The organism is Prochlorococcus marinus CUG1417, assembly GCF_017695975.1.
In the GTDB taxonomy this organism is placed as follows: domain Bacteria; phylum Cyanobacteriota; class Cyanobacteriia; order PCC-6307; family Cyanobiaceae; genus Prochlorococcus_A; species Prochlorococcus_A marinus_AG.
Map to the genome: position 1 here is coordinate 182,875 of NZ_JAAORN010000002.1, position 19,556 is coordinate 202,430.

Annotated in this window: 16 protein-coding genes; 5 read left to right on the forward strand and 11 right to left on the reverse strand. The window is 28.9% G+C overall.

What is annotated here, in order from left to right; all coding sequences use genetic code 11:
* Window positions 1-90 precede the first annotated feature (90 nt).
* The 3 genes from HA140_RS07075 to HA140_RS07085 all read left to right on the forward strand — a co-directional run bounded on the left by HA140_RS07075 (window position 91) and on the right by HA140_RS07085 (window position 4,287).
* Window positions 91-1,683 carry a Rieske 2Fe-2S domain-containing protein gene (locus tag HA140_RS07075; RefSeq protein ID WP_209040429.1) on the forward strand — a complete coding sequence of 531 codons (1,593 nt, stop codon included), beginning with the start codon at window positions 91-93 and terminating at the stop codon, window positions 1,681-1,683.
* 321 nt (window positions 1,684-2,004) lie between these two features.
* A complete protein-coding gene (wecB, locus tag HA140_RS07080) occupies window positions 2,005-3,087 on the forward strand; it encodes a non-hydrolyzing UDP-N-acetylglucosamine 2-epimerase (protein ID WP_209040430.1) in 1,083 nt (360 codons plus the stop codon).
* A 75-nt stretch (window positions 3,088-3,162) separates the two neighbouring features.
* Entirely contained in the window at window positions 3,163-4,287 is a 1,125-nt protein-coding gene (locus tag HA140_RS07085) for a hypothetical protein (RefSeq protein WP_209040431.1), read from the forward strand.
* Between the two features lie 136 nt (window positions 4,288-4,423).
* On the opposite strand, the gene HA140_RS07090 is transcribed toward HA140_RS07085, so the two are convergent.
* The 5 genes from HA140_RS07090 to HA140_RS07110 form a co-directional block, all read right to left on the reverse strand.
* The gene (locus tag HA140_RS07090; RefSeq protein ID WP_209040432.1) at window positions 4,424-5,095 is read right to left on the reverse strand and encodes a pectate lyase; all 672 of its coding nucleotides are present in this window, start codon (window positions 5,093-5,095) and stop codon (window positions 4,424-4,426) included.
* 318 nt (window positions 5,096-5,413) lie between these two features.
* Window positions 5,414-6,976, reverse strand: a complete 1,563-nt coding sequence (locus tag HA140_RS07095) for a hypothetical protein (RefSeq protein ID WP_209040433.1) — start codon at window positions 6,974-6,976, stop codon at window positions 5,414-5,416.
* A gap of 220 nt (window positions 6,977-7,196) precedes the next feature.
* Window positions 7,197-8,201: a UDP-glucose 4-epimerase GalE gene (gene galE / locus HA140_RS07100; RefSeq protein WP_209040434.1), complete on the reverse strand. Its 1,005-nt coding sequence runs from the start codon at window positions 8,199-8,201 to the stop codon at window positions 7,197-7,199.
* Window positions 8,202-9,635 carry an FAD-dependent oxidoreductase gene (locus tag HA140_RS07105; protein ID WP_209040435.1) on the reverse strand — a complete coding sequence of 478 codons (1,434 nt, stop codon included), beginning with the start codon at window positions 9,633-9,635 and terminating at the stop codon, window positions 8,202-8,204.
* A 614-nt stretch (window positions 9,636-10,249) separates the two neighbouring features.
* Window positions 10,250-11,656, reverse strand: a complete 1,407-nt coding sequence (locus tag HA140_RS07110) for a nucleotide sugar dehydrogenase (RefSeq protein WP_209040436.1) — start codon at window positions 11,654-11,656, stop codon at window positions 10,250-10,252.
* A gap of 143 nt (window positions 11,657-11,799) precedes the next feature.
* On the opposite strand from HA140_RS07110, the gene HA140_RS07115 reads away from it, so the two are divergent.
* On the forward strand, window positions 11,800-12,735 hold the full coding sequence (locus HA140_RS07115) for a UDP-glucuronic acid decarboxylase family protein (protein ID WP_209040437.1): 936 nt from the start codon (window positions 11,800-11,802) through the stop codon (window positions 12,733-12,735).
* Window positions 12,736-12,753: 18 nt separating this feature from the next.
* On the opposite strand, the gene lexA is transcribed toward HA140_RS07115, so the two are convergent.
* The 6 genes from lexA to HA140_RS07145 form a co-directional block, all read right to left on the reverse strand.
* Window positions 12,754-13,371 carry a transcriptional repressor LexA gene (gene lexA / locus HA140_RS07120; RefSeq protein ID WP_209040438.1) on the reverse strand — a complete coding sequence of 206 codons (618 nt, stop codon included), beginning with the start codon at window positions 13,369-13,371 and terminating at the stop codon, window positions 12,754-12,756.
* Between the two features lie 57 nt (window positions 13,372-13,428).
* Entirely contained in the window at window positions 13,429-14,355 is a 927-nt protein-coding gene (gene argF / locus HA140_RS07125; RefSeq protein WP_209040439.1) for an ornithine carbamoyltransferase, read from the reverse strand.
* 28 nt (window positions 14,356-14,383) lie between these two features.
* Window positions 14,384-16,246, reverse strand: a complete 1,863-nt coding sequence (ftsH, locus tag HA140_RS07130) for an ATP-dependent zinc metalloprotease FtsH (RefSeq protein WP_209040440.1) — start codon at window positions 16,244-16,246, stop codon at window positions 14,384-14,386.
* Window positions 16,247-16,359: 113 nt separating this feature from the next.
* Window positions 16,360-17,454, reverse strand: coding sequence for a bifunctional diaminohydroxyphosphoribosylaminopyrimidine deaminase/5-amino-6-(5-phosphoribosylamino)uracil reductase RibD (gene ribD, locus HA140_RS07135; protein WP_209040441.1), 1,095 nt, complete (start codon window positions 17,452-17,454; stop codon window positions 16,360-16,362).
* 15 nt (window positions 17,455-17,469) lie between these two features.
* Window positions 17,470-17,970, reverse strand: a complete 501-nt coding sequence (locus tag HA140_RS07140; protein WP_209040442.1) for a DUF3122 domain-containing protein — start codon at window positions 17,968-17,970, stop codon at window positions 17,470-17,472.
* Window positions 17,945-18,196 (reverse strand): hypothetical protein, encoded by a 252-nt coding sequence (locus HA140_RS07145; protein WP_209040443.1) that lies wholly within the window; start codon window positions 18,194-18,196, stop codon window positions 17,945-17,947. Before HA140_RS07145 ends, HA140_RS07140 begins: the two co-directional genes overlap by 26 nt.
* A gap of 83 nt (window positions 18,197-18,279) precedes the next feature.
* Between HA140_RS07145 and cbiE the strand changes: the two genes are divergently transcribed.
* Window positions 18,280-19,554 carry a precorrin-6y C5,15-methyltransferase (decarboxylating) subunit CbiE gene (gene cbiE, locus HA140_RS07150; RefSeq protein WP_209040444.1) on the forward strand — a complete coding sequence of 425 codons (1,275 nt, stop codon included), beginning with the start codon at window positions 18,280-18,282 and terminating at the stop codon, window positions 19,552-19,554.
* The last annotated feature ends 2 nt before the right edge of the window (window positions 19,555-19,556 follow it).

Genomic DNA, 19,556 nt, shown 5'->3' on the forward strand with positions numbered 1-19,556 from the left:
TATAACATTAAGAAATAGAATTTTTTTTTGTAATGAAAAAATTATAAGGTTAAATAACAATAAAAAAAAATATATTTATTTACTAAGATAATGGAGTTAGATTTAAAAAGGGATAAATTCCAGAAATCTCAAAATGTATTTATGGAAAAATCATCAAAATTATTTAATAAAATTGAAACCCAAAATCTTAAATTCTGGGGACATAATTGCTTTTCGATAGAATCAAAATCTAATGTTTTAATTATTGACCCTTGGTTCTCAGAAAAAGGAGCCTTTTTTAGTTCTTGGTATCAATATCCTAAAAATAATTTTTTTAAAGATGATGTTTTAAGATTATTATCGAAAAAAAATAATAGTTATATATTTATTTCTCATGAGCATGAGGATCATTTGGACGAAAATTTCTTAAAATCTATACCTTCTAAAACTAATTTAATTATTCCTAATTATTTTGACAAAACATTAAAGAAAATTATTGGGAAATATACTAAAAATATCATCGAGTGTAAAGATAATGAAGAATTCTATTTGAATTCAGAAATTAAGATTGTTTTAAAAATTTCTGATGTCGGAGTAAATAATGACGCATCTATTTTAATAAATACTAAGGAATTTTCATTTTTTAATCAAAACGATTGCAAAATTTTTGATAGGTTATCAGAGATTAAACAAGATATCACATTTTATTCAACTCAATTTTCAGGAGCAAATGCCCATCCCTCTACATTCATGTTCTCAGACGAAAAAAAAATTGAATTATCAATTAAAAAAGTTAATGCAAAATTAAATAATGTTTTAAAAGGTATAAAGACATTAAAACCTTCTTATTTTTTACCTGCTGCAGGACCTGCTATTTTTCCTTTTTTAGATTCCGATCTATCTTTGGGTAAAAATAATATTTTTATACATCAAGATTATTTAAATAAATTCCTTTTGCGAAATGGTGTGAAGAATACTATTTATTTGAAGCCTGGAAATTTTTTCAAAAAAAAATATGTTGATCCCATTCCTCCTCCAACTTTAGAAGAAATTAGTTCTTATAAAAAGAAGATTTTTAATACTTGGGATCAGATACCTAATAATTTAGATAGAAATGCACTTGAAAAATCTATTTTTGACAGATTTGCAAAAATTGAAGATATCAAACTACAAAATTGTCCCATTTTAATATTTAATTATTCAGGATTGTTTAACGAAAACGATTCAACAAGGAATCATAAAGTTTTTATAGATTTAAATACGAAGACCTTATTAGAAAATTTTAATTATTCGTCTAGTTTTATGGAAATTATATCTTCTAAAAAGTACTTTAATTTAATGACCTCCAAAAGATGGCAAAATGTTTCTCTCTCTTTTAAGGCAAAAATAGTTGTTAAGCCTGATCAATTTAATAATGACTTAAATTTATTTCTTTTTTCTGATCTTTCAAATATTAGAAATAATTTTATAACTACAAAAAAAAGAGTAAAAGAAAGGATAATAGTAAAATCCAAAGAAGGTAGATGTTTTAAAGTAGATAAATATTGTCCCCATCAAAAAGCGAATTTATCTCGTGCTGAATTGTATGAAAATGAGTTAATCTGTCCAGCTCACGGTTGGAAGTTTGATCTAGAAGAAAATGGACTTGATAAACAAAGTAATTTAAGTATTAATGCTGAAGAAATCAATAATGAAACAAATTAAAAATATTTTCTATTAAAATTTAGAAAAAATATTTTAGTAAGTTTTAATTAAATTTTATAGAACTATTTTGAATACTTTTTTACAAAATTGGCTTTGGGTATAGCAAATTAATCTTTGATATTTATTTTTTCAGCAACACAAAAAATTGATAAATACCTGATAATTATTCTAGAAAAACGTTAGATATTCCTAATGGTAAAGAAAAAAGTTTTATTTAAAAAATAAAATAAAATGGGTTTTAAATTTTATAGTAAAATTGATTACTAATATAATTTTCTCGATTTATCCAAGTAATCTAAGTATGAATAACTACGGAATAAAATGAAAAAGATTTTCTCTATAGTAGGCGCTAGACCACACTTTATAAAAGCAGCTCCATTAATGGAAATTTTAAGTGAGTCAAAATTAGAATTGAAAACTATTCATACAGGTCAACATTATGATACTAATATGTCTGATATATTTTTTGATCAGCTTAAATTACCAACTCCTCAAATAAATTTAGGAGTTGGATCTGGTACTCATGCCACCCAAACCTCTCAAGTTATGACTGGAGTTGAGAAAATACTAATAGATGAAAAGCCAGATTTCGTTATTGTTTATGGGGATACCAATTCAACATTAGGTGCTACTTTAGCAGCAGCAAAATTATATATTCCAATTATCCATGTTGAAGGAGGTGTTCGATGTGAAAATAAGAAAATGCCAGAAGAAATAAATAGGGCAATTATTGATAAGTTAGCATTTTATAATGCTTGTCCTAGTCAGTTAGCAGTTGATAATCTTCATAAAGAAGGTATTTTTAATAGTGCAAATTTTGTTGGTGACTTTATGTTTGATACTTATTGTTTAGCGAGATCACAAATAAAAAATCCTAATAATCTTATAGAAAAATATAATATTCACCCTAAAAAATTTATCCTTTCAACTATTCACAGAGAGGAGTCAACAAAATCCTATTCAAGATTAGAGTCGATTCTTAATTTATTCTCAAACCTTGATTATCCAGTTATTTTGCCTTTACATCCAAGAACAAAAAACTTCCTAACTTCAAATGGCTATAATTTCGAATCAAATATGAATTTAAAAATCATTGAACCTTTAGGATACCTAGAAATGATTTATCTACTTATAAATGCTAAATTAGTAATAACTGATTCAGGTGGATTAACAAAAGAATCATTCTGGTCATCAGTTCCTTGTATTACTCTCATGGATGTGACTACTTGGCCAGAAACTGTTGATTTAGGCTGGAATATATTAGCAGGATTAAATACGAATAAGATTGAAGATTCTATTTCAAAATTTATTAAAAACCCACCAAATACTTCAACTGAATTACTAAATCCCTATGGAGATAAAGGTTCAGCACTTAGAATGGTAAAGGATTTAAATTGGATATAATTTTTATAACGATTATTAACTTCAAATTTACATGTTAATTCTAAATGAATTTTATTTTCAGAATTTATTTTTCTTATGAAGAGTAAATTGAAAATTGCATATCTAATAGTCGGCCGTTCTTTCCCTGGCCTTGCGAAGCAAATTGAATACGAAGATTTAATATTCTCTGAATTAAAAGAAATAGATTTCAATTTTTTTGCATTTCTCGTAAATGGACAAAGTCACAAGAAAATAATTGACTTACCTAGGCCATTTAAAAGTCTAATTGGCCAAAAATTATTCGCTTGGATTTGGCTATTAAGATTTTCAAGAAAATTTGATTACGTAATCATAAGACATATTGTCTTTGATCCTTTCGTAATGTTTTTTGGATGGTTTGTTCGAAATAGAATAATTATTCATCATGCTAAGGAGTTTTTTGAAATAAAATATTATAAATCTGGCTGGAGAGGAAAAATAGCAGCTTATATTGAATTATTTACTGGTTATCTTTCAACAAGAACTTCTGCAGGAATACTTGGAGTGACAAATGAAATATGTAATTTTCAAAAAGAATTTAAACATCTTCCTAAAAATTTTCCTATTTGTTTTTACCCAAATGCAATAGCTCCAGAATTAGTTAAAGTTATTGATGATAATCGAAAAATAGATGAAATCAATATCGCTTTTATGGCAGGTAATTTTAAAGTTTGGCATGGATTAGATTTAATATTAAAAGCTATATTAAAATACAAAGAATTAAATTCAAAAAAAATTTTTAAACTACACTTAATAGGCGAAGTATCAGAAGAATATTTTGAAAAGATTGAGGAAATTAATTCCAAAAGTAAAGATAAAATAATTATTAATTATGGAGTATTAGATATCGAAAATTATCAAAAAATACTATCTTTTTGTGATGTTGGTTTAGGATCTTTAGCTATGCATAGAGCTAAAGTTAGAGAAGGATCAACATTAAAAGTTCGTGAAATGCTTGGGATGGGATTACCTGTATATTCCGCTCATATAGATACGGCTATACCAAAAGATTTTCCCTTTTATTTTAATGGGCCAATTAGTATAGAAAAAATATTAGAGTTTGCGAAATATGTATCTTCTTTTTCTAGGGATGAAATTAGGAATAGATCATTAATTTATATTGATAAAAAAATATATGTAAAGAAATTAAGTAAATTTCTAATTAATTTGTCTAAAAACTAATGACAAGAAATTTATACTAAAAATCAAATAAACACTAATCTTATGAAAAAGGGTTAATGTCCCTAATAAAATAGCCATAATAATTATGCTTATCAAAAAAAAACTCAACGATTTTTCTTTAAATTTTATTTTTTTATTAATTTCTAAATAAATTTTTAAAAAATTCCCAGCAATGTAAAAATAATCCTGAAGGAAGCAAAAGTTCAAAAATTTCTTGATCATTTCTGATGTGCTGGACTGTTGAAAACCAAGAGACCTCATAATAAAAGAAATATAAAGATATTATTAGGAAAAATAAGCTGAATTTTTTGCTAGGTAAAGAAGTTAAATTTGGCCATTTTCTCCATCCCACCCATCCTAAAAAAAGACATATTATTTGTAATACTGGATCTAGAAGATAATTATGAAAAAAAGGGAGATTATGCAAATTAGTTTCACCCTGTATGCTCAATTCTGCTAATGATTCAATACTATAACCAAAAATTCGCTCTCCCCAACTTATTTCTTCTCCAGCGATAAAAAAACAGGATGAGCCAATAATCAACCAAATAATGGAATTTATTGATCTTTTGTTTTTTATTTTAAAGTAAATTAAAAAAGATATTAATGATGATAATGCATATTCAAAAAACTGAAGCCATTCAAGTGGACCATCCTCACTTCTTAGCCAGTCAAACCAACTTACTCCTATCAAAATTTTTCCATAAGGGAGAATATAAACAAAACCATATATAAATATTAGATAATATATGGGCAATAAACTAACCTCTGTTGATATTGATCCCCAAGGAGTTTTTATTTTATTCATTTATGGCATCTTTAAGTAGTTCCTAGATTGTAGATTAATTAACAACAAAGGTAAATATCACTTTAATTTTTATCTATTAAATTTATAGCTATTAAAAAAATATTTCGCATATCATAAGCTAATAAGAAAAGTTTTTAAAGTCTGTAGCTAACTATTACTAGCTAATAACCTTAATTTTCAGGTGAGAGATGCAAACCCTATAAATCAAGAGATTAAGGCTTTTGGTTTTTGATATTTTGCAGCTAACCTACTAAATAAGCCATACCCCATTTGGCACATTATCAAAAATATAAATTATATTTCTAAAAGTAAAAAAATCTACTTTAATTTGCAGAAATCTACTGAAAGTTTTTCTTCTAAAAAAATATTTCTAGAGGCTCTTATTAAATTATTACTTTCACACGTAAAAAATGGATTGCTTTTTAATTTATCTTTTTTTGTAATTATAGTTTTTATAGCTTCTTTTTCCATGCAATATTTATACTTTTCATCTTCGGGCATATTTTTTTCGTAAAAAAAACATCTATGAAATTTTTGAATTGCAATAAAAGGTTTATTAGTATACAAATGTGTCATGTCAGTTATCTCACTAACTACAGGTGTCTCGGCAAATTTTTCTATTTTTCTTGAATTATAAAAATTATATGCTGTTTTATCCATTGCAGCATCATAATCATAAAGTACATAGAAAACTAATCCTATTGAATAAAAACATGCAATTATAAACATATTAAGCTGAATAAATATTACTAGAGAAAATATTTGTTTTTTTAAAAGACTAAATCTAAATCTGAATAAATTTAAGTCAAAATTATTTAAATAACTTTTAGGAAAACCAGAGCAAATAAGAATTAAAGGTGTCATATAGTAATCAGCTCTCCCTTGAGAAAAAAATATTAATAAAATAAACTGGCAAAGACCAACAGTTAATCTTGGGTTATTAGAATTCAAATTTCTTAGATAATAAATTATTGAGGCAATTATTAATAAAAGATTTGATGGACCTAATACAAATGAAATTTTTCCAATACTTTTTGGAATAAAAATCCAAAATAAGAATAAACCATCTCTATCCCAACCTCTTAAGGTTTGCTCCCAATCTAAAAGTTGTTGATCACCCGGATTAAAATATTTTGACAAGAAAGGATAAAAAGGATTTTCAACTAGAAAATATCTATATAACAAAATAGAACATACAAAAAAAATAGAAAAGATTAGAGGTATAGAAAAAATTTTTAAAACTCTATCAAAGGAAATATTTTTTATTTCTTTTCTATAAAAATAAAATAAATAAAATAATATCGGCAAAGAAACCAGTAAAGCTGATACCTTGAATGATATAGCTAAAGCAACTAAGACTAATATGTTAGAAATGTATTTTTTTTCTTTGTTAAGATCCCATGCCAGGAAACCTATGGCCAAGCAAGATTCACTTAAGAAATTATTTTTTCCGATAGTTAACCATTGTATAAAAACTGGAGATGTTAAAAAAATGAATAAACATAAATTACTAATATTTCTGCGCAACATAATAATAAATATAAAAGGCACTGTAATAAATTGTGCTGTCCTTATTAACCAAGTTGTTTTATCTTGAAAATAAAAAATATTAGCGAAATCTCCAAGGCCCATTAACCCTTGATTAAGATTGCCATCAATAAAATGAGAATTATTTTTCCAAAATTGATAAGGATAGCCCACATAAGTATTTGCAGTATCAGAGTGATTTATAGGGCCAAAAGAAACTATCAATAGAAGTAAAATGATAAGACAAAAAATACCAAATGTTTTTTTATATTTTTCTAAATTTCTTAAATATATTATTTCTTCTTTAAACTGATTAAAAAGATAAAATAATTTATCTCTATATAATTTTTTCAATAATAAAGTTAAGAATACAAAAAGAAAAATTATAAAAAGTGGTATGTAAGTTAATTGCAAAAATGTAATGCATATACCCAAGAGACCCAAGCTGGCATATGCGAAACTTAAAGAAGTAGCAAAAGTAATATATTTTGAGGCAGTTAAATTATCCCTAAATGTAAAAAAAGGACAAAAAATTAGAAAAGTTAAAATTAAAGATATCATTATTTTTTAAATATCATGATCTTGAATTAAATAATTTATCAAGTTCCTCTTTTATTTCTGGACTTTCTAAAAAGGATTTAATAGAAGAATCAATACTGTGTTTTGGTTGCCAGCCGAAATTCCTAAAAAACTTTTCATTATTTGCCCAAACCTTACTAGGATCAGCCGGATTCCTACCTACATCTTCATACATTATTTTTATTGCTAATAATCTAGAAAAAGAATTAATAATTTCTAAAACAGAAACTGGTTTACCTGAACCTACGTTAAAAAATTTATTTAAGTTTTTTTTACTTTCCATTAAGTGTTTAGCAGCAAGAAAATGAATATAGCTCAAATCTCTTACATCAATATAATCTCTTATTGCAGTACCATCAGAAGTTTCAAAATCAGTCCCAAATACCTTTGGTAATTTCTTATTTATAATTGCTTTATAAATTTTGGGGACTAGGCATTCTTCACTATTATCAAAAGCCATTGGGAAATTATCATTTCCTATGACGTTAAAGTAACGTAGACTAATAAAAGAAAAATTAAGTTGATCAGCACAATTTTGAATTATTTGTTCAGAAACAAATTTTGTCCACCCATATGGACTTATAGGGTCAAGCTTACTATCTTCTTGGACTTCTCCTCCTTGACCATAAACAGAACAAGAGCTACTGAATATCAAGTATCTAACATTAGTATTTTTGATGGCTTTTACTATTCCTAAAGTAGACCTTACATTATTATCCCAGTATTTTAGAGGATCTATGCATGATTCTCTTGCTTGTTTAAATGCAGCAAGATGAACTATTCCATCAATTTTATTCTCTAAGATATATTTTTTTAATTTACTATGATTTTCGCAGTTAAGATTGAAGAGTTTTACATTTTCAGGAATTCTTTGTTTAATACCAGTAACTAAATTATCAACTATTACCACATCTAAATCATTATCTATAAAACATCTAGATACATGTGATCCAATATAGCCAGCGCCTCCAACTATCATCCACTTACATTTATTTCTCATTTAGGTATTTGAAATATCTGAAGAATCTCCTGCCTCCTGATACTTTGAATCAGTATTTATTTCCCAAAGATTTGGAGATTTATTGATAGCTACTGACTCAGCTGCCATAATGCCCATAAGTATAGAATGATCCTGATTATTATATTTGAAAGATCCATATCTTCCAATAGGAATCAAACCATCAATTTTGTTTAAGAATTCAATAACAATATTAAGATTTTCTTTATAGCCTCTTTCATACATTGGATAACATTTTGGAATCTTAACTAATTTACCTTCCAAAATTTTTTCTTTCTTAATCAGCCCTATTTTCGAAACTTCTTTAGAAGCCAAATTTATTAAATCCTCCTCTTGCATCCTCCAAATATCATCATCTTCGAAACACCAGAATTCCATACAAATTACAGTAGTGCCATTTTCATTAACAATATCTGGGGACCAATTTCTAAAATTAGTTATCCTACCATGTAGAACAGTTGGATCATGAATATATAACCATTGATCAGGAAAAATATCTTTGCCCTCAATTAAAAGATATACAAGCAGAGTGTTTCTAAATCTCAATTTTTTAATTGCCGAAATAACTTCTTGGGGAACATCCTTCATACCCGAAATCAAAGAAGTTATTGGCATAGAGGAAATTAGCCAATTACAGTTATATTTATTCCCATTAGATAACTCAATTCCAATTACTTTATTTTTATCAATTAAGATTTTTGATACTTTGGAATTAAACATTATTTCTTGTTTATTAAAATCCTCTACAAAATTCTTTAATTCGTCATAAAAGTATTGATTACCAATATTCGGGTATGCAAATTCATCAACCAAAGTTTTATGATTATTTTTTTTATTGAAATTTAATTTTAAAGCGTTTTTTAAAGCCCCACCTAGAGTTAATTTTTGAATTCGTTGTGCTGCCCAGTCAGCATCAAGTTCCAAGCATGATTTACCCCATAATTTCTCAGTATAAGTTTTGAAAAATGTTTTAAATAATTTATAACCAAACCTATTAGAAAGCCATATTTCCATTGACCCATCTTCCTCAAGGGGTAGAATTTTAGATTTGAAATAACTAATCAAAGAAAAGAAGGAATTTCTTATGCCTAAGTTTTTAAGAGCATTAAAGGGTTTTAAAGGATAATTAAAAAACTTATTTCTGAAATATATCCTTGTTTGTCTTTTTACCATAACAAAATTATCTTTTACATAACGATGCCAAAAATTTACAACAACCTTATCTGAAGAGAAAAATCTATGAGGTCCAAAGTCTACTATATGTCCCCAAATTTTCATGCTCCCAGACATGCCTCCAACTTTTTCAGAAAATTCAAAAACTTTTGTTTTCTTATTTAACTCTGCCAGCCTTACTGCAGCAGCGAGTCCTGCTGGACCTGCCCCAATAACAATAATTTCATTATTTTCTTCTTTCATCAAAAATTTTTTTTTTATATTAATTGATTTACATACATTAATTTTTAAAATCTTAAAAATTGTATATTTTTTGTTTATTTCGAAAAAACTTTTAAATTCTCAGTTAACTATATCTCTAAGATTTTTATTTTTTTATCATTAAAGAATTTTATCTTAGATAAATTCTAATTTTTTTTAAAAACAAATTTATTTTGACAATAATAAGAAAATAAAGCTAAAAAAGGTATTAATAGTAAGGCTGAAATGTTCTTATTTACTCCGAAATAGAAAAATGATTGAATAAGTCCAAAATTTAACATCCATAATGTTAGTGCAAGTAATAAATATTTCTTAAAGAAAAATTTATCTAATTTATTAACCTTAAAAACTTTTTTTCCATAAAGATAATACCCAATTATAAAATTAAAAATCTGACTAATGACAGTCGCTAGAAAAGTGGATACTAGAAATAATAAAATTTGGAGAATAATATTAGTAAGAAACATATTAAATATTCCAATTACTAAAAATAATCTTTTCTTACCATTATTTCCAAATTTAATAAAAATCTTATTTAATAATTTTCTATAACTAAGCATATTTTAAAAATAATTCTTAAAAATAAATTTCTCGTTTTAAGTTCCTAATGACCAAACCTTAAAACCAATATTTTTTAAATATTGTTTATCGAGAAAAACTCTAGTGTCAAATACCCAAGCAGGTTTTCTCATTATCTTGAAAATATCTTCCCAATCTAGATGATTAAATTCTTCCCATTCGGTCAAAACAATAATTGCATCTGCACCTTCAGCAGCTTTTAATGCTGTATTATTTACTAAAACATTTTTTTCATTTATATTATTTTCGAACTCTGACAAAATTTGCTTTTCACTAACTTTAGGGTCGTAAAAACTCAACTTTGCTCCTTCTTGAAGTAAGTTTATTGAAACATTTATACTTGGTGATTCTCTTGTATCATTCGTATTTGCCTTAAAAGAGAATCCATATACTGCTAGTTTCTTATTTGATAAAGTTCCAAATAAATTTCTTATTACCAAGGATGATATTCTATTTTGTTGCCATTGATTAATATCAACTACTTGCTCCCAGTAATCTGCTACTTCATTTAATCCATAAAATTTGCACAAATAAACAAGATTCAAAATATCTTTTTTAAAACAACTTCCTCCAAAGCCCGGTCCAGGTTGTAAAAATTTACTACCTATTCGCGTATCAGTTCCAATAGCTTTTGCTACTTCATTAATATTTGCCCCAGTTGCTTCACAAATTGCAGAAATAGAATTTATAGATGAAATTCTTTGAGCCAAAAAAGCATTAGAAACTAATTTTGATAATTCTGAACTCCATAAATTTGTAGTTATTATTTTTTCTTTATCTACCCAATTTTGATATATATCTGAAATTAAATCAATTGAATAATGATCCTCGCCCCCAATCAAAACTCTATCAGGCTTTTGGAGATCATTAATAGCAGTTCCTTCAGCCAAAAATTCTGGATTGGATACTATTGAAAAAGATTTTTGATTATTCTGGATATTCATCTTATTAATCCCTTCATTTTGTTCTGATGAATTCAATATAGATTTTATTGTTTCAGCAGTTTTGACGGGCAAAGTACTTTTTTCTACAACAACTGTATGATTTCTTGCAAATTTTGCTATTTGTCGTGCAGAAGATTCAACCCATTTCAAATCACTTGCGAAACCTGCACCAATTCCTTTTTTCTTTGTTGGAGTATTTACTGAGATAAATATAATATCTGCCTTAGATATACTTTCTTCCACATTATTTGAGAAAAAAAGATTTACACCTCTACATTTTTTTATAATATCTTCTAATCCAGGCTCAAAAATAGGGAGTTTGGAAAAATCTTCGCTATTCCATGCCTCTATTCTTTCCTTATTAATATCTACTACATCAACTCTTAATTCAGGACAATTAAAGGCAATTACTGACATAGTTGGGCCACCTACATATCCTGCACCTATACAGCAAATATTTTTAATAAATTTATTTTTCATGTTGAGTTCAAACTATTAATTCTTAGTCAATATATTCTTAATTTAGAAAAACTTAATTTTCCAATAATTGTAAGTATTAGAATAATACTACTAACAAAGACTTAATATAATGAGTAACAAAAAAAAAATTCACAATTTTCTCAATGGATAAAAATATTAGAAATTTAATTACAGGAGGTTCTGGATTTCTTGGTTCACATCTTGCTAAAAAATTACTAGATAGAGGGGAAGAAGTTATATGTTTAGATAATTTCTTTACAGGAACAAAAAAAAACATTAAAGAGTTATTCAAATATCAAAATTTTGAGTTTATTAGACATGATGTCACCGAACCAATAAAACTTGAAGTGGACAATATATGGCATTTAGCATGTCCTGCTTCACCTATTCATTACCAATATAATCCAATTAAAACCACCAAAACTAGTTTTATTGGCACTTATAATATGCTCGGTTTAGCAAAAAGAGTAGGGGCCAAAATATTATTAGCAAGCACAAGTGAAGTTTATGGAGACCCAAAAGAACATCCACAAAAAGAATCTTACACAGGATCAGTAAACACAACTGGGATAAGAAGCTGTTACGACGAAGGGAAAAGAGTTGCTGAAACTTTATGTGCAGATTATCAAAGAGTTCACGGAGTGGAAGTAAGAATAATGAGAATTTTTAATACTTATGGGCCAAATATGAGGTTTGACGACGGAAGAGTAATAAGCAATTTTATAGTTCAGGCATTAAAAGATCAAAAAATAACTCTTTATGGAGATGGAACTCAGACTAGATCCTTTTGTTATGTGGACGATTTAATAAATGGGATGATTCTCCTTATGAATAGTAATTATAATCATCCAATTAATATTGGGAATCCTAATGAATTTTCAATAAAAGAATTAGCCAATTTGGTAAGAACTTTGATAAATCCAAATTTAGAATTTGAATATAAAAAGCTACCACATGATGATCCAAAACAAAGACAGCCCTCCATTCAATTAGCCAAAGAATTATTAAATTGGGAACCTGAAATTGAATTAAAAGATGGATTATTAAAAACCATAGATTGGTTCAAAAATAATCTGTAGAAATTTTTTTAAAAATTTTTAAACTTTTCTCCATACGGCTAATAGTTTTCCCTGGAAGACTACTTCATCTAAATTTAATTCAATTGGTTCATATGATGTATTTGCAGCTTCTAAAAATATTTTATTCCCTCTCTTAACAAAGTATTTCAAAGTTGTACCTAAACCTGGTACGAGAGCACTTACAATCATTCCATTTCTAAGGGAATAAGAATCTTTAATTGGTTCCATCAACACCATATCTCCATCTGCAATACAAGCATCAATCATTGAATCTCCATTCACTGTAAGAGCAAAAACATTTTTATTTTTCAAGACATCAGAAATGTCTAAATTTTCTTGAACATCAGAATAAGTTTCAATTAAACCTCCAGCTGCGACTGATCCCATAATTGGCACTCCTTCTATAATTTCATCAACTATTTGCATTGTTCTTGCTTTACCTTCTTGCCATGAAATATATCCTTTTTCTTGTAAATGTTTTAAGCGACTTTGAATTGGGGCAGGAGATTTTAATCCCATAGCTTGCATCATCTGCCTGATAGATGGGCTATGTTGAAATTCTTTCATATAATCTTTTATCCATCCATAAAGCTCATTTTGAGCCGGGGTAAGACTATCCTCCGAAAAAGTTTCCATGAAACAAATGTACTCTAATACATTTGTACCTTTTTATTAAATAGTTCGCAAGTATTTTTATATCAGTAGGCAAGATAAAAGTGCTTGTTGAGCATGCAATCTATTTTCTGCTTGATCAAAAATTCTATTTCTTTTACTTTCAAAAACCTCATCAGTTATTTCTTTAGATCTATACGCAGGAAGGCAATGAAGAATGATTGCCTCTTTTTCAGCTTTAGATACTAAATCATTATCAATAGAAAATCCGCTGAAAATTTTGTCTTTCTCTTCTTTTTTATCTTCTTGCCCCATAGATGACCAAACATCTGTATAAAGAACGTTCGCACCACAAACAGCCGTATTAGGATCATTAGTAATTTTCAATAAGTCCTTATTTTTATATATTTCATATGCTTTTTTGACCACCAGAGAGTTAGGTTCATAACCTCTAGGGCATGCAATTCTAACTTCTACTCCTAATAATGCCCCACATAAAATAAGAGAATTTGCGACATTATTCCCATCACCTATAAATGTCAAAACTACATCTTTAAAATCGAGAAATTCCTCATGAATCGTTAAAAAGTCAGCTAAGGCCTGGCATGGATGCTCTAAATCTGTAAGTGCATTAATAACTGGCTTAGTAGACCACTTTGCATATTCCTCTAAATTTGAATGATCAAAAGTTCTAATCGCGATAGCATCACAATATCTACTCAGAACTCTTGCAGTATCCTTAATTGGCTCGCCCCTTCCAATTTGCGATGTTGTTGGATCGAGGTCAATAGTAGTTCCACCAAGCCTTGACATGGCAACTTGAAAACTAACTCTTGTGCGTGTTGATGACTTTTCAAATATCAATCCTAAAACTTTATTTTTAAGATCAACACTTATTTTTTTATTCTTAAAATTATTTGCAAGATCTAAAATATGAAAAACCTCATCAGTTGATAAATCCAAGCTTGATAGGAAATTATTATTAGCAAGCTTATTTGGTTTAAGCATGAAAATTTCTAGTAAGATCTAGATTCTACTATGCAGGCATTTTACTCTCTGCTAAGAGAGTTTTAAGATCCTCCCCTTCTATCACTTCCTCTTGAAGAATTTTTTGAGAAATAGACTCAAGAAGAGGCAAATTGTTCCTCAAAATGTTAAGGGCAGTTTCATGAGCATCATCAACTAAATCTCTAACCTCTTTATCAATTGCTTGAGCAGTGGCATCACTAACAGATCTTCTTGGATTATTTCCATTTCCTAAAAACTGACCTCCTCCTTGTTTATCGTAAGCAAGGGGGCCAAGAATATCACTCATTCCAAATGTACCAACCATTTGTTCCGCTATATCAGTTGCTCTTTGTAAATCGTTTGAAGCTCCAGTCGTAATTTTTCCAAAGACAACTTCTTCAGCAGATCTCCCTCCAAGAAGTGTAGCTATTTGACCTTTAAGTTCTTCTTTGGAATTCAAAAATCTCTCTTCAGTTGGTAATTGAAGAGTATAACCAAGCGCACTCATTCCTCTCGGTACAATCGAAATCTTTGCAACTTTTGAGCCTCCAGGCATAAGATGACCAACAATTGCATGGCCAACTTCATGATACGCAACGACTTTCTTCTCATCATCTTGTAAAACCCTACTTTTCTTTTCTAAACCAGCAACTACTCTTTCAATAGCTTCACTTAAATCTTGTTGTTCAACACTCTTTCTTTTAGCTCTTGCGGCCAATAAAGCAGCTTCGTTTACCATATTGGCTAAGTCAGCTCCTGCGAAACCACTAGTAGCTTGTGCAATTGATTCTAAATCTATAGATTCAGCAAGTTTGACTTTTTTTGTATAAATTTCAAGAATTGTCTTTCTTCCAGAGAGATCTGGTCTATCGACTAAAACTTGCCTATCAAATCTCCCTGGTCTCAATAAAGCAGCATCAAGGACTTCTGGCTGGTTTGTCGCCGCTAAAACAATTACTGGCTTATCGGTTGAAGAAAAACCATCCATTTCAGTAAGTAACTGATTTAGGGTTTGTTCCCTTTCGTCATTACCACCAACTACCCCCATTGACCCAGAACGGCTTTTACCGATTGCATCTAATTCGTCAATAAAAATTATACATGGAGCTTTTTTCTTTGCTTGCTCAAATAAATCTCTTACTCTTGCCGCACCTGCACCTACAAAAAGTTCAACAAATTCAGAACCAGAAATAATAAAGAAAGGAACTTCAGCTTCTCCAGCTACAGCTTTAGAAAGAAGAGTCTTTCCTGTACCTGGAGGTCCAACAAGAAGTACACCCTTGGGTATGCGAGCTCCTATTTCTGTATATCTTTCTGGTCTCTTTAAAAAATCGACAATTTCGGTTAGTTCGTCTTTTGCTTCATCTACACCAGCAACATCAGCAAAAGTAACCTTGGATTCATCGTCTGGGACATAAACCTTAGCTTTACTTTTGGTAAAACTTAAAGCGCCTTGCGCTCCTCCTCCACCCATACTTCTTCTAGCGAAGAATTGCAAAACAAGTATAAAAATCAAAGGTGGTACAACCCAGCTTAGGATAGTTGAGAAGAAATTAGGCTTCTTGGGAGGGGCTGCTGCGAATTCCACTCCTTTACTTTCTAATCTTTGAGGAAGGTCCATATCAAAGATTGGAGTTGTTGCCAAGACAGAGGGAGCTCCCTCTTCTGCCCCATTCAACTCATACCTAATTTGTTCTTGAGTAATATACGCACGCTTAACTTCGCCATCATTTACCTGATCAATAAATAAAGAGTAAGGAACTCTAGGGATTTGCATATTTTGATTAGGGAAAAGGCTGCTGAATAATAGTAAGGCACCTACTCCTATCAAAATGATATTTACAATTCCAAACTTTCTATTAGGTTGATTATCATCTTGTCTTATTGGCATGGTTGTGGGCAATTTTGAACTTATTATAAACTAAACGAAGAGATTCCGTATCTGTATTATTTTTTTTGGGTAAGAACCGAACGGTACTTTAACCAATTAAAATTAATAAAAAATTAATTTTCAAATGAACTCTTAACGCATATATCATTTCCAACCAAACTAAACTTAGAATCACTTAAATTAATAATTTCATGCATTTCTTTAAATTCAAAATCTCCAAAGGGATTCATACTATTTTCTCCGCCTAAAATTTTTGGTGCAATAAAGGTGATAATTTCCTGAATACAATTGGATTTGATAGCGGCGGTAGCCAAACTAGGGCCACATTCCCACAGCACTTTATTACATCCTCTTTTTGCAAGTATTTTTGAAATTAACTCTGGATTATCTGATGACACCTTTTCAACTTCCACACATTTTGGAATCCTTGGGAGGTAGCTTTCATTTGCTGTGGAAGAATCATAAATAACTAAAGTTTTTGCCTTACTACAATCCCAAAGATTAGATTCTGAAGGGAGATCTAAACTTTTTGTGAAAACAACTCGCAAAGGCTCAGGTTCTTTGGAACCTCTAGTGGTCAATAATGGGTTATCTCTTCTTAATGTGTTTCCCCCAATTATTATTGCATCAAATTCTGCTCTAAAAGCATGAACTAATGACCTTGATTCATCATTAGAAATCCATTTACTTTTCCCATTTTTTAAAGCTATTCTTCCATCTATACTCATTGCCCATTTAAGAACACCAAATGCCTTGTTTGTAGTATTCCTATGAATGAAAGCCTTATTAAGATTTAAGGATTCTTTTTTACATAATCCTAAGTAAACTTGTATTCCAGCTTCTTTTAAAAGCTTAATACCTTTACCAGAGACTCTTTTATCAGGGTCTTTAATAGATATGTATACCTTTTTCAACCCAGAGGATATCACCTTATCTACACATGGAGGTGTTTTACCTTGATGGCAACAAGGTTCAAGATTCACATACATTGTTCCACCTTTAGCATCTTTTTTTAAATTATCAAAAGCCATTGCCTCTGCATGGGGCATTCCAGTCTTGTAATGAAATCCTTCTGAAATTAGGTTTCCATTCTTATCGAGTATCACAGCTCCCACTCTAGGATTAGGACTAGTTGTATTTTTGCCCAAAGAAGCTAAAAAGATTGCTCTTTTCATCCATTTTGTATGGCTTAAATTTTTTTCAGACATCTCCAAATATCAATTTCAGTTTATTGATCTCCATTCTTTAACTACAAAAGGAGGAACAGGTAACTCAGAAAAAACTCCTGACAAAGATAATCTTAATGGTCTATTTTTATCTAAATTTTTAATCAATTCATCAAGATCAAATTCTGCAGCAGCTTGTCTTCCATCATTTGCTAATTCAAAATTAAGTAATGTTTTATCATCTAAAAGCCACTCTTTTATCCCAGATTCAACCCTCAAGTTAGTGGGATGATCAATCCTGAGATTTCCTGGGTATCCTATCACTCTCAAAATCAATTTATCTTCAAAAAGAGGGGATTTATAAGCTACTAATTGCCAAGTTTCAAAATCCAAGTCCCTTAAAAATTCAGTGCTGGCATTCATTAATTCCCCATTTATTTCTGTTTCTACAACTTCTGCAGATACTTTTAATGGGTTAAAAATAAAGGATAGTAGTAAAAGTAAAGGTAATATTCCTTTTAAAAAAATATTTTTATTTGATCTTGTAATTTTCTTCATTTTCAGAATCCATCAGGGCATCTAAAGTTACAGCTGTTCTTACAATAGATTGGTATCTTTTGATTATTTTACGATTTTTTTCTATAACTCGAGATAAATTCAAAGTGTCTTTTTTAGAATAGCTAGATGTTAAATCGCTAGAATCTTCTTCAATAAACTCAAATTCACTATCTTTATTAATTAGAGTTAACAATAAATCATGTAATCTCTTTCTCCTTTCAGACAATTAATTTACTATAGTAACTCGAATAATAATAAGATAATTTAATAAAACATTCAAACAATTAAGTTCCATTTCATTAAATATTGATGACTGAAGTTAATAGAAAAATTCATGTAATTGGGATTAATTCTTATAAATTTGAGGATCTATCTTTCAAATTACAAAATTTATTTTTAGAAACAGAAAATATTGCAGTTCCAAATACATATTTTGAACAAATTAAATCATGGAGCGAAAATGGTTTATTAAAAAAGAAATCATTTTTTTCAAGCAAAAGTAATAACGAACTTCTTAACTGGCTTAGATCTCAAAAAACTGATGTTATTTTAATTTCCAGAGGAGATCCGCTTTGGTTTGGAATTGGGAGAATATTATTAGAAAATTTTTCAAAAGATGAATTAAGTTTTTACCCTTCAAATACTTGCATTCAATTAGCATTTAGTAAGTTAAAGATTCCGTGGCAAGATACTGTTAATTTAAGTATGCATGGCAGAGACTCTACCAAGTTAGTTGAAGCTCTTAAAGCAAGGACTCCAAGCATATCTATTATTACAGATTCAAATAATAATACTTTAGAAATAATCAAAAAAAACTTATCAGAATTAAATCTGATTGACTTCTATGATTTTTGGCTCTTCGAAGAAATAGGTTTCGACAAAGAAAAGATTAGACAATTAAATCTTAAAGAATCATTTCCCGCTGATATATCAAGTTTGAATATTGTTGTTCTTACAAAAACGAAGAAAAATTACTCAAATGATAATCTCCCTCTTTTCGGAATCAGTGACCACATTTTAAAGACTTTTGATGATAGACCAAATTTATTTACTAAAAGGGAGGTTCGCGTTCAAATCTTGGCTGATTTAGAGCTCCCTAAAAATGGTGTAATCTGGGATGTAGGAGCAGGTTGTGGGTCAATTGGTTTAGAGGCATTAAAATTAAGGCCTGATTTAGATTTATTTTGTTTTGATAAAAGGATTGGTTCAAAGTCATTAGTACTAGAAAACTCAAAAAGGCTTTGTGTTAAACCAAAATTTATTTTTGAAGAAGACATAAATAATATATTGAATACGAGAAATTTAAGTGCTTTTGAAAAACCTAATAGATTAATAATTGGAGGATGTGATAAAGAGACTAAACTTCAAATTATTAAAAAACTGGCTACAGGTATGTGTATTGGAGATATTATCGTTATCCCAATAATTGACGTTCAAACTATTAAAGAATTAAAAGAGGAATTAGAAGATAAAAATTTTAAAACAAATTTAAATTTAATTCAGACCTATAAAAGCTTAAGTATCTCTGAGGGAATAAGATTAGAACCAAATAATCCTGTTTTTCTATTAAAAGGGAAAAAATAAAT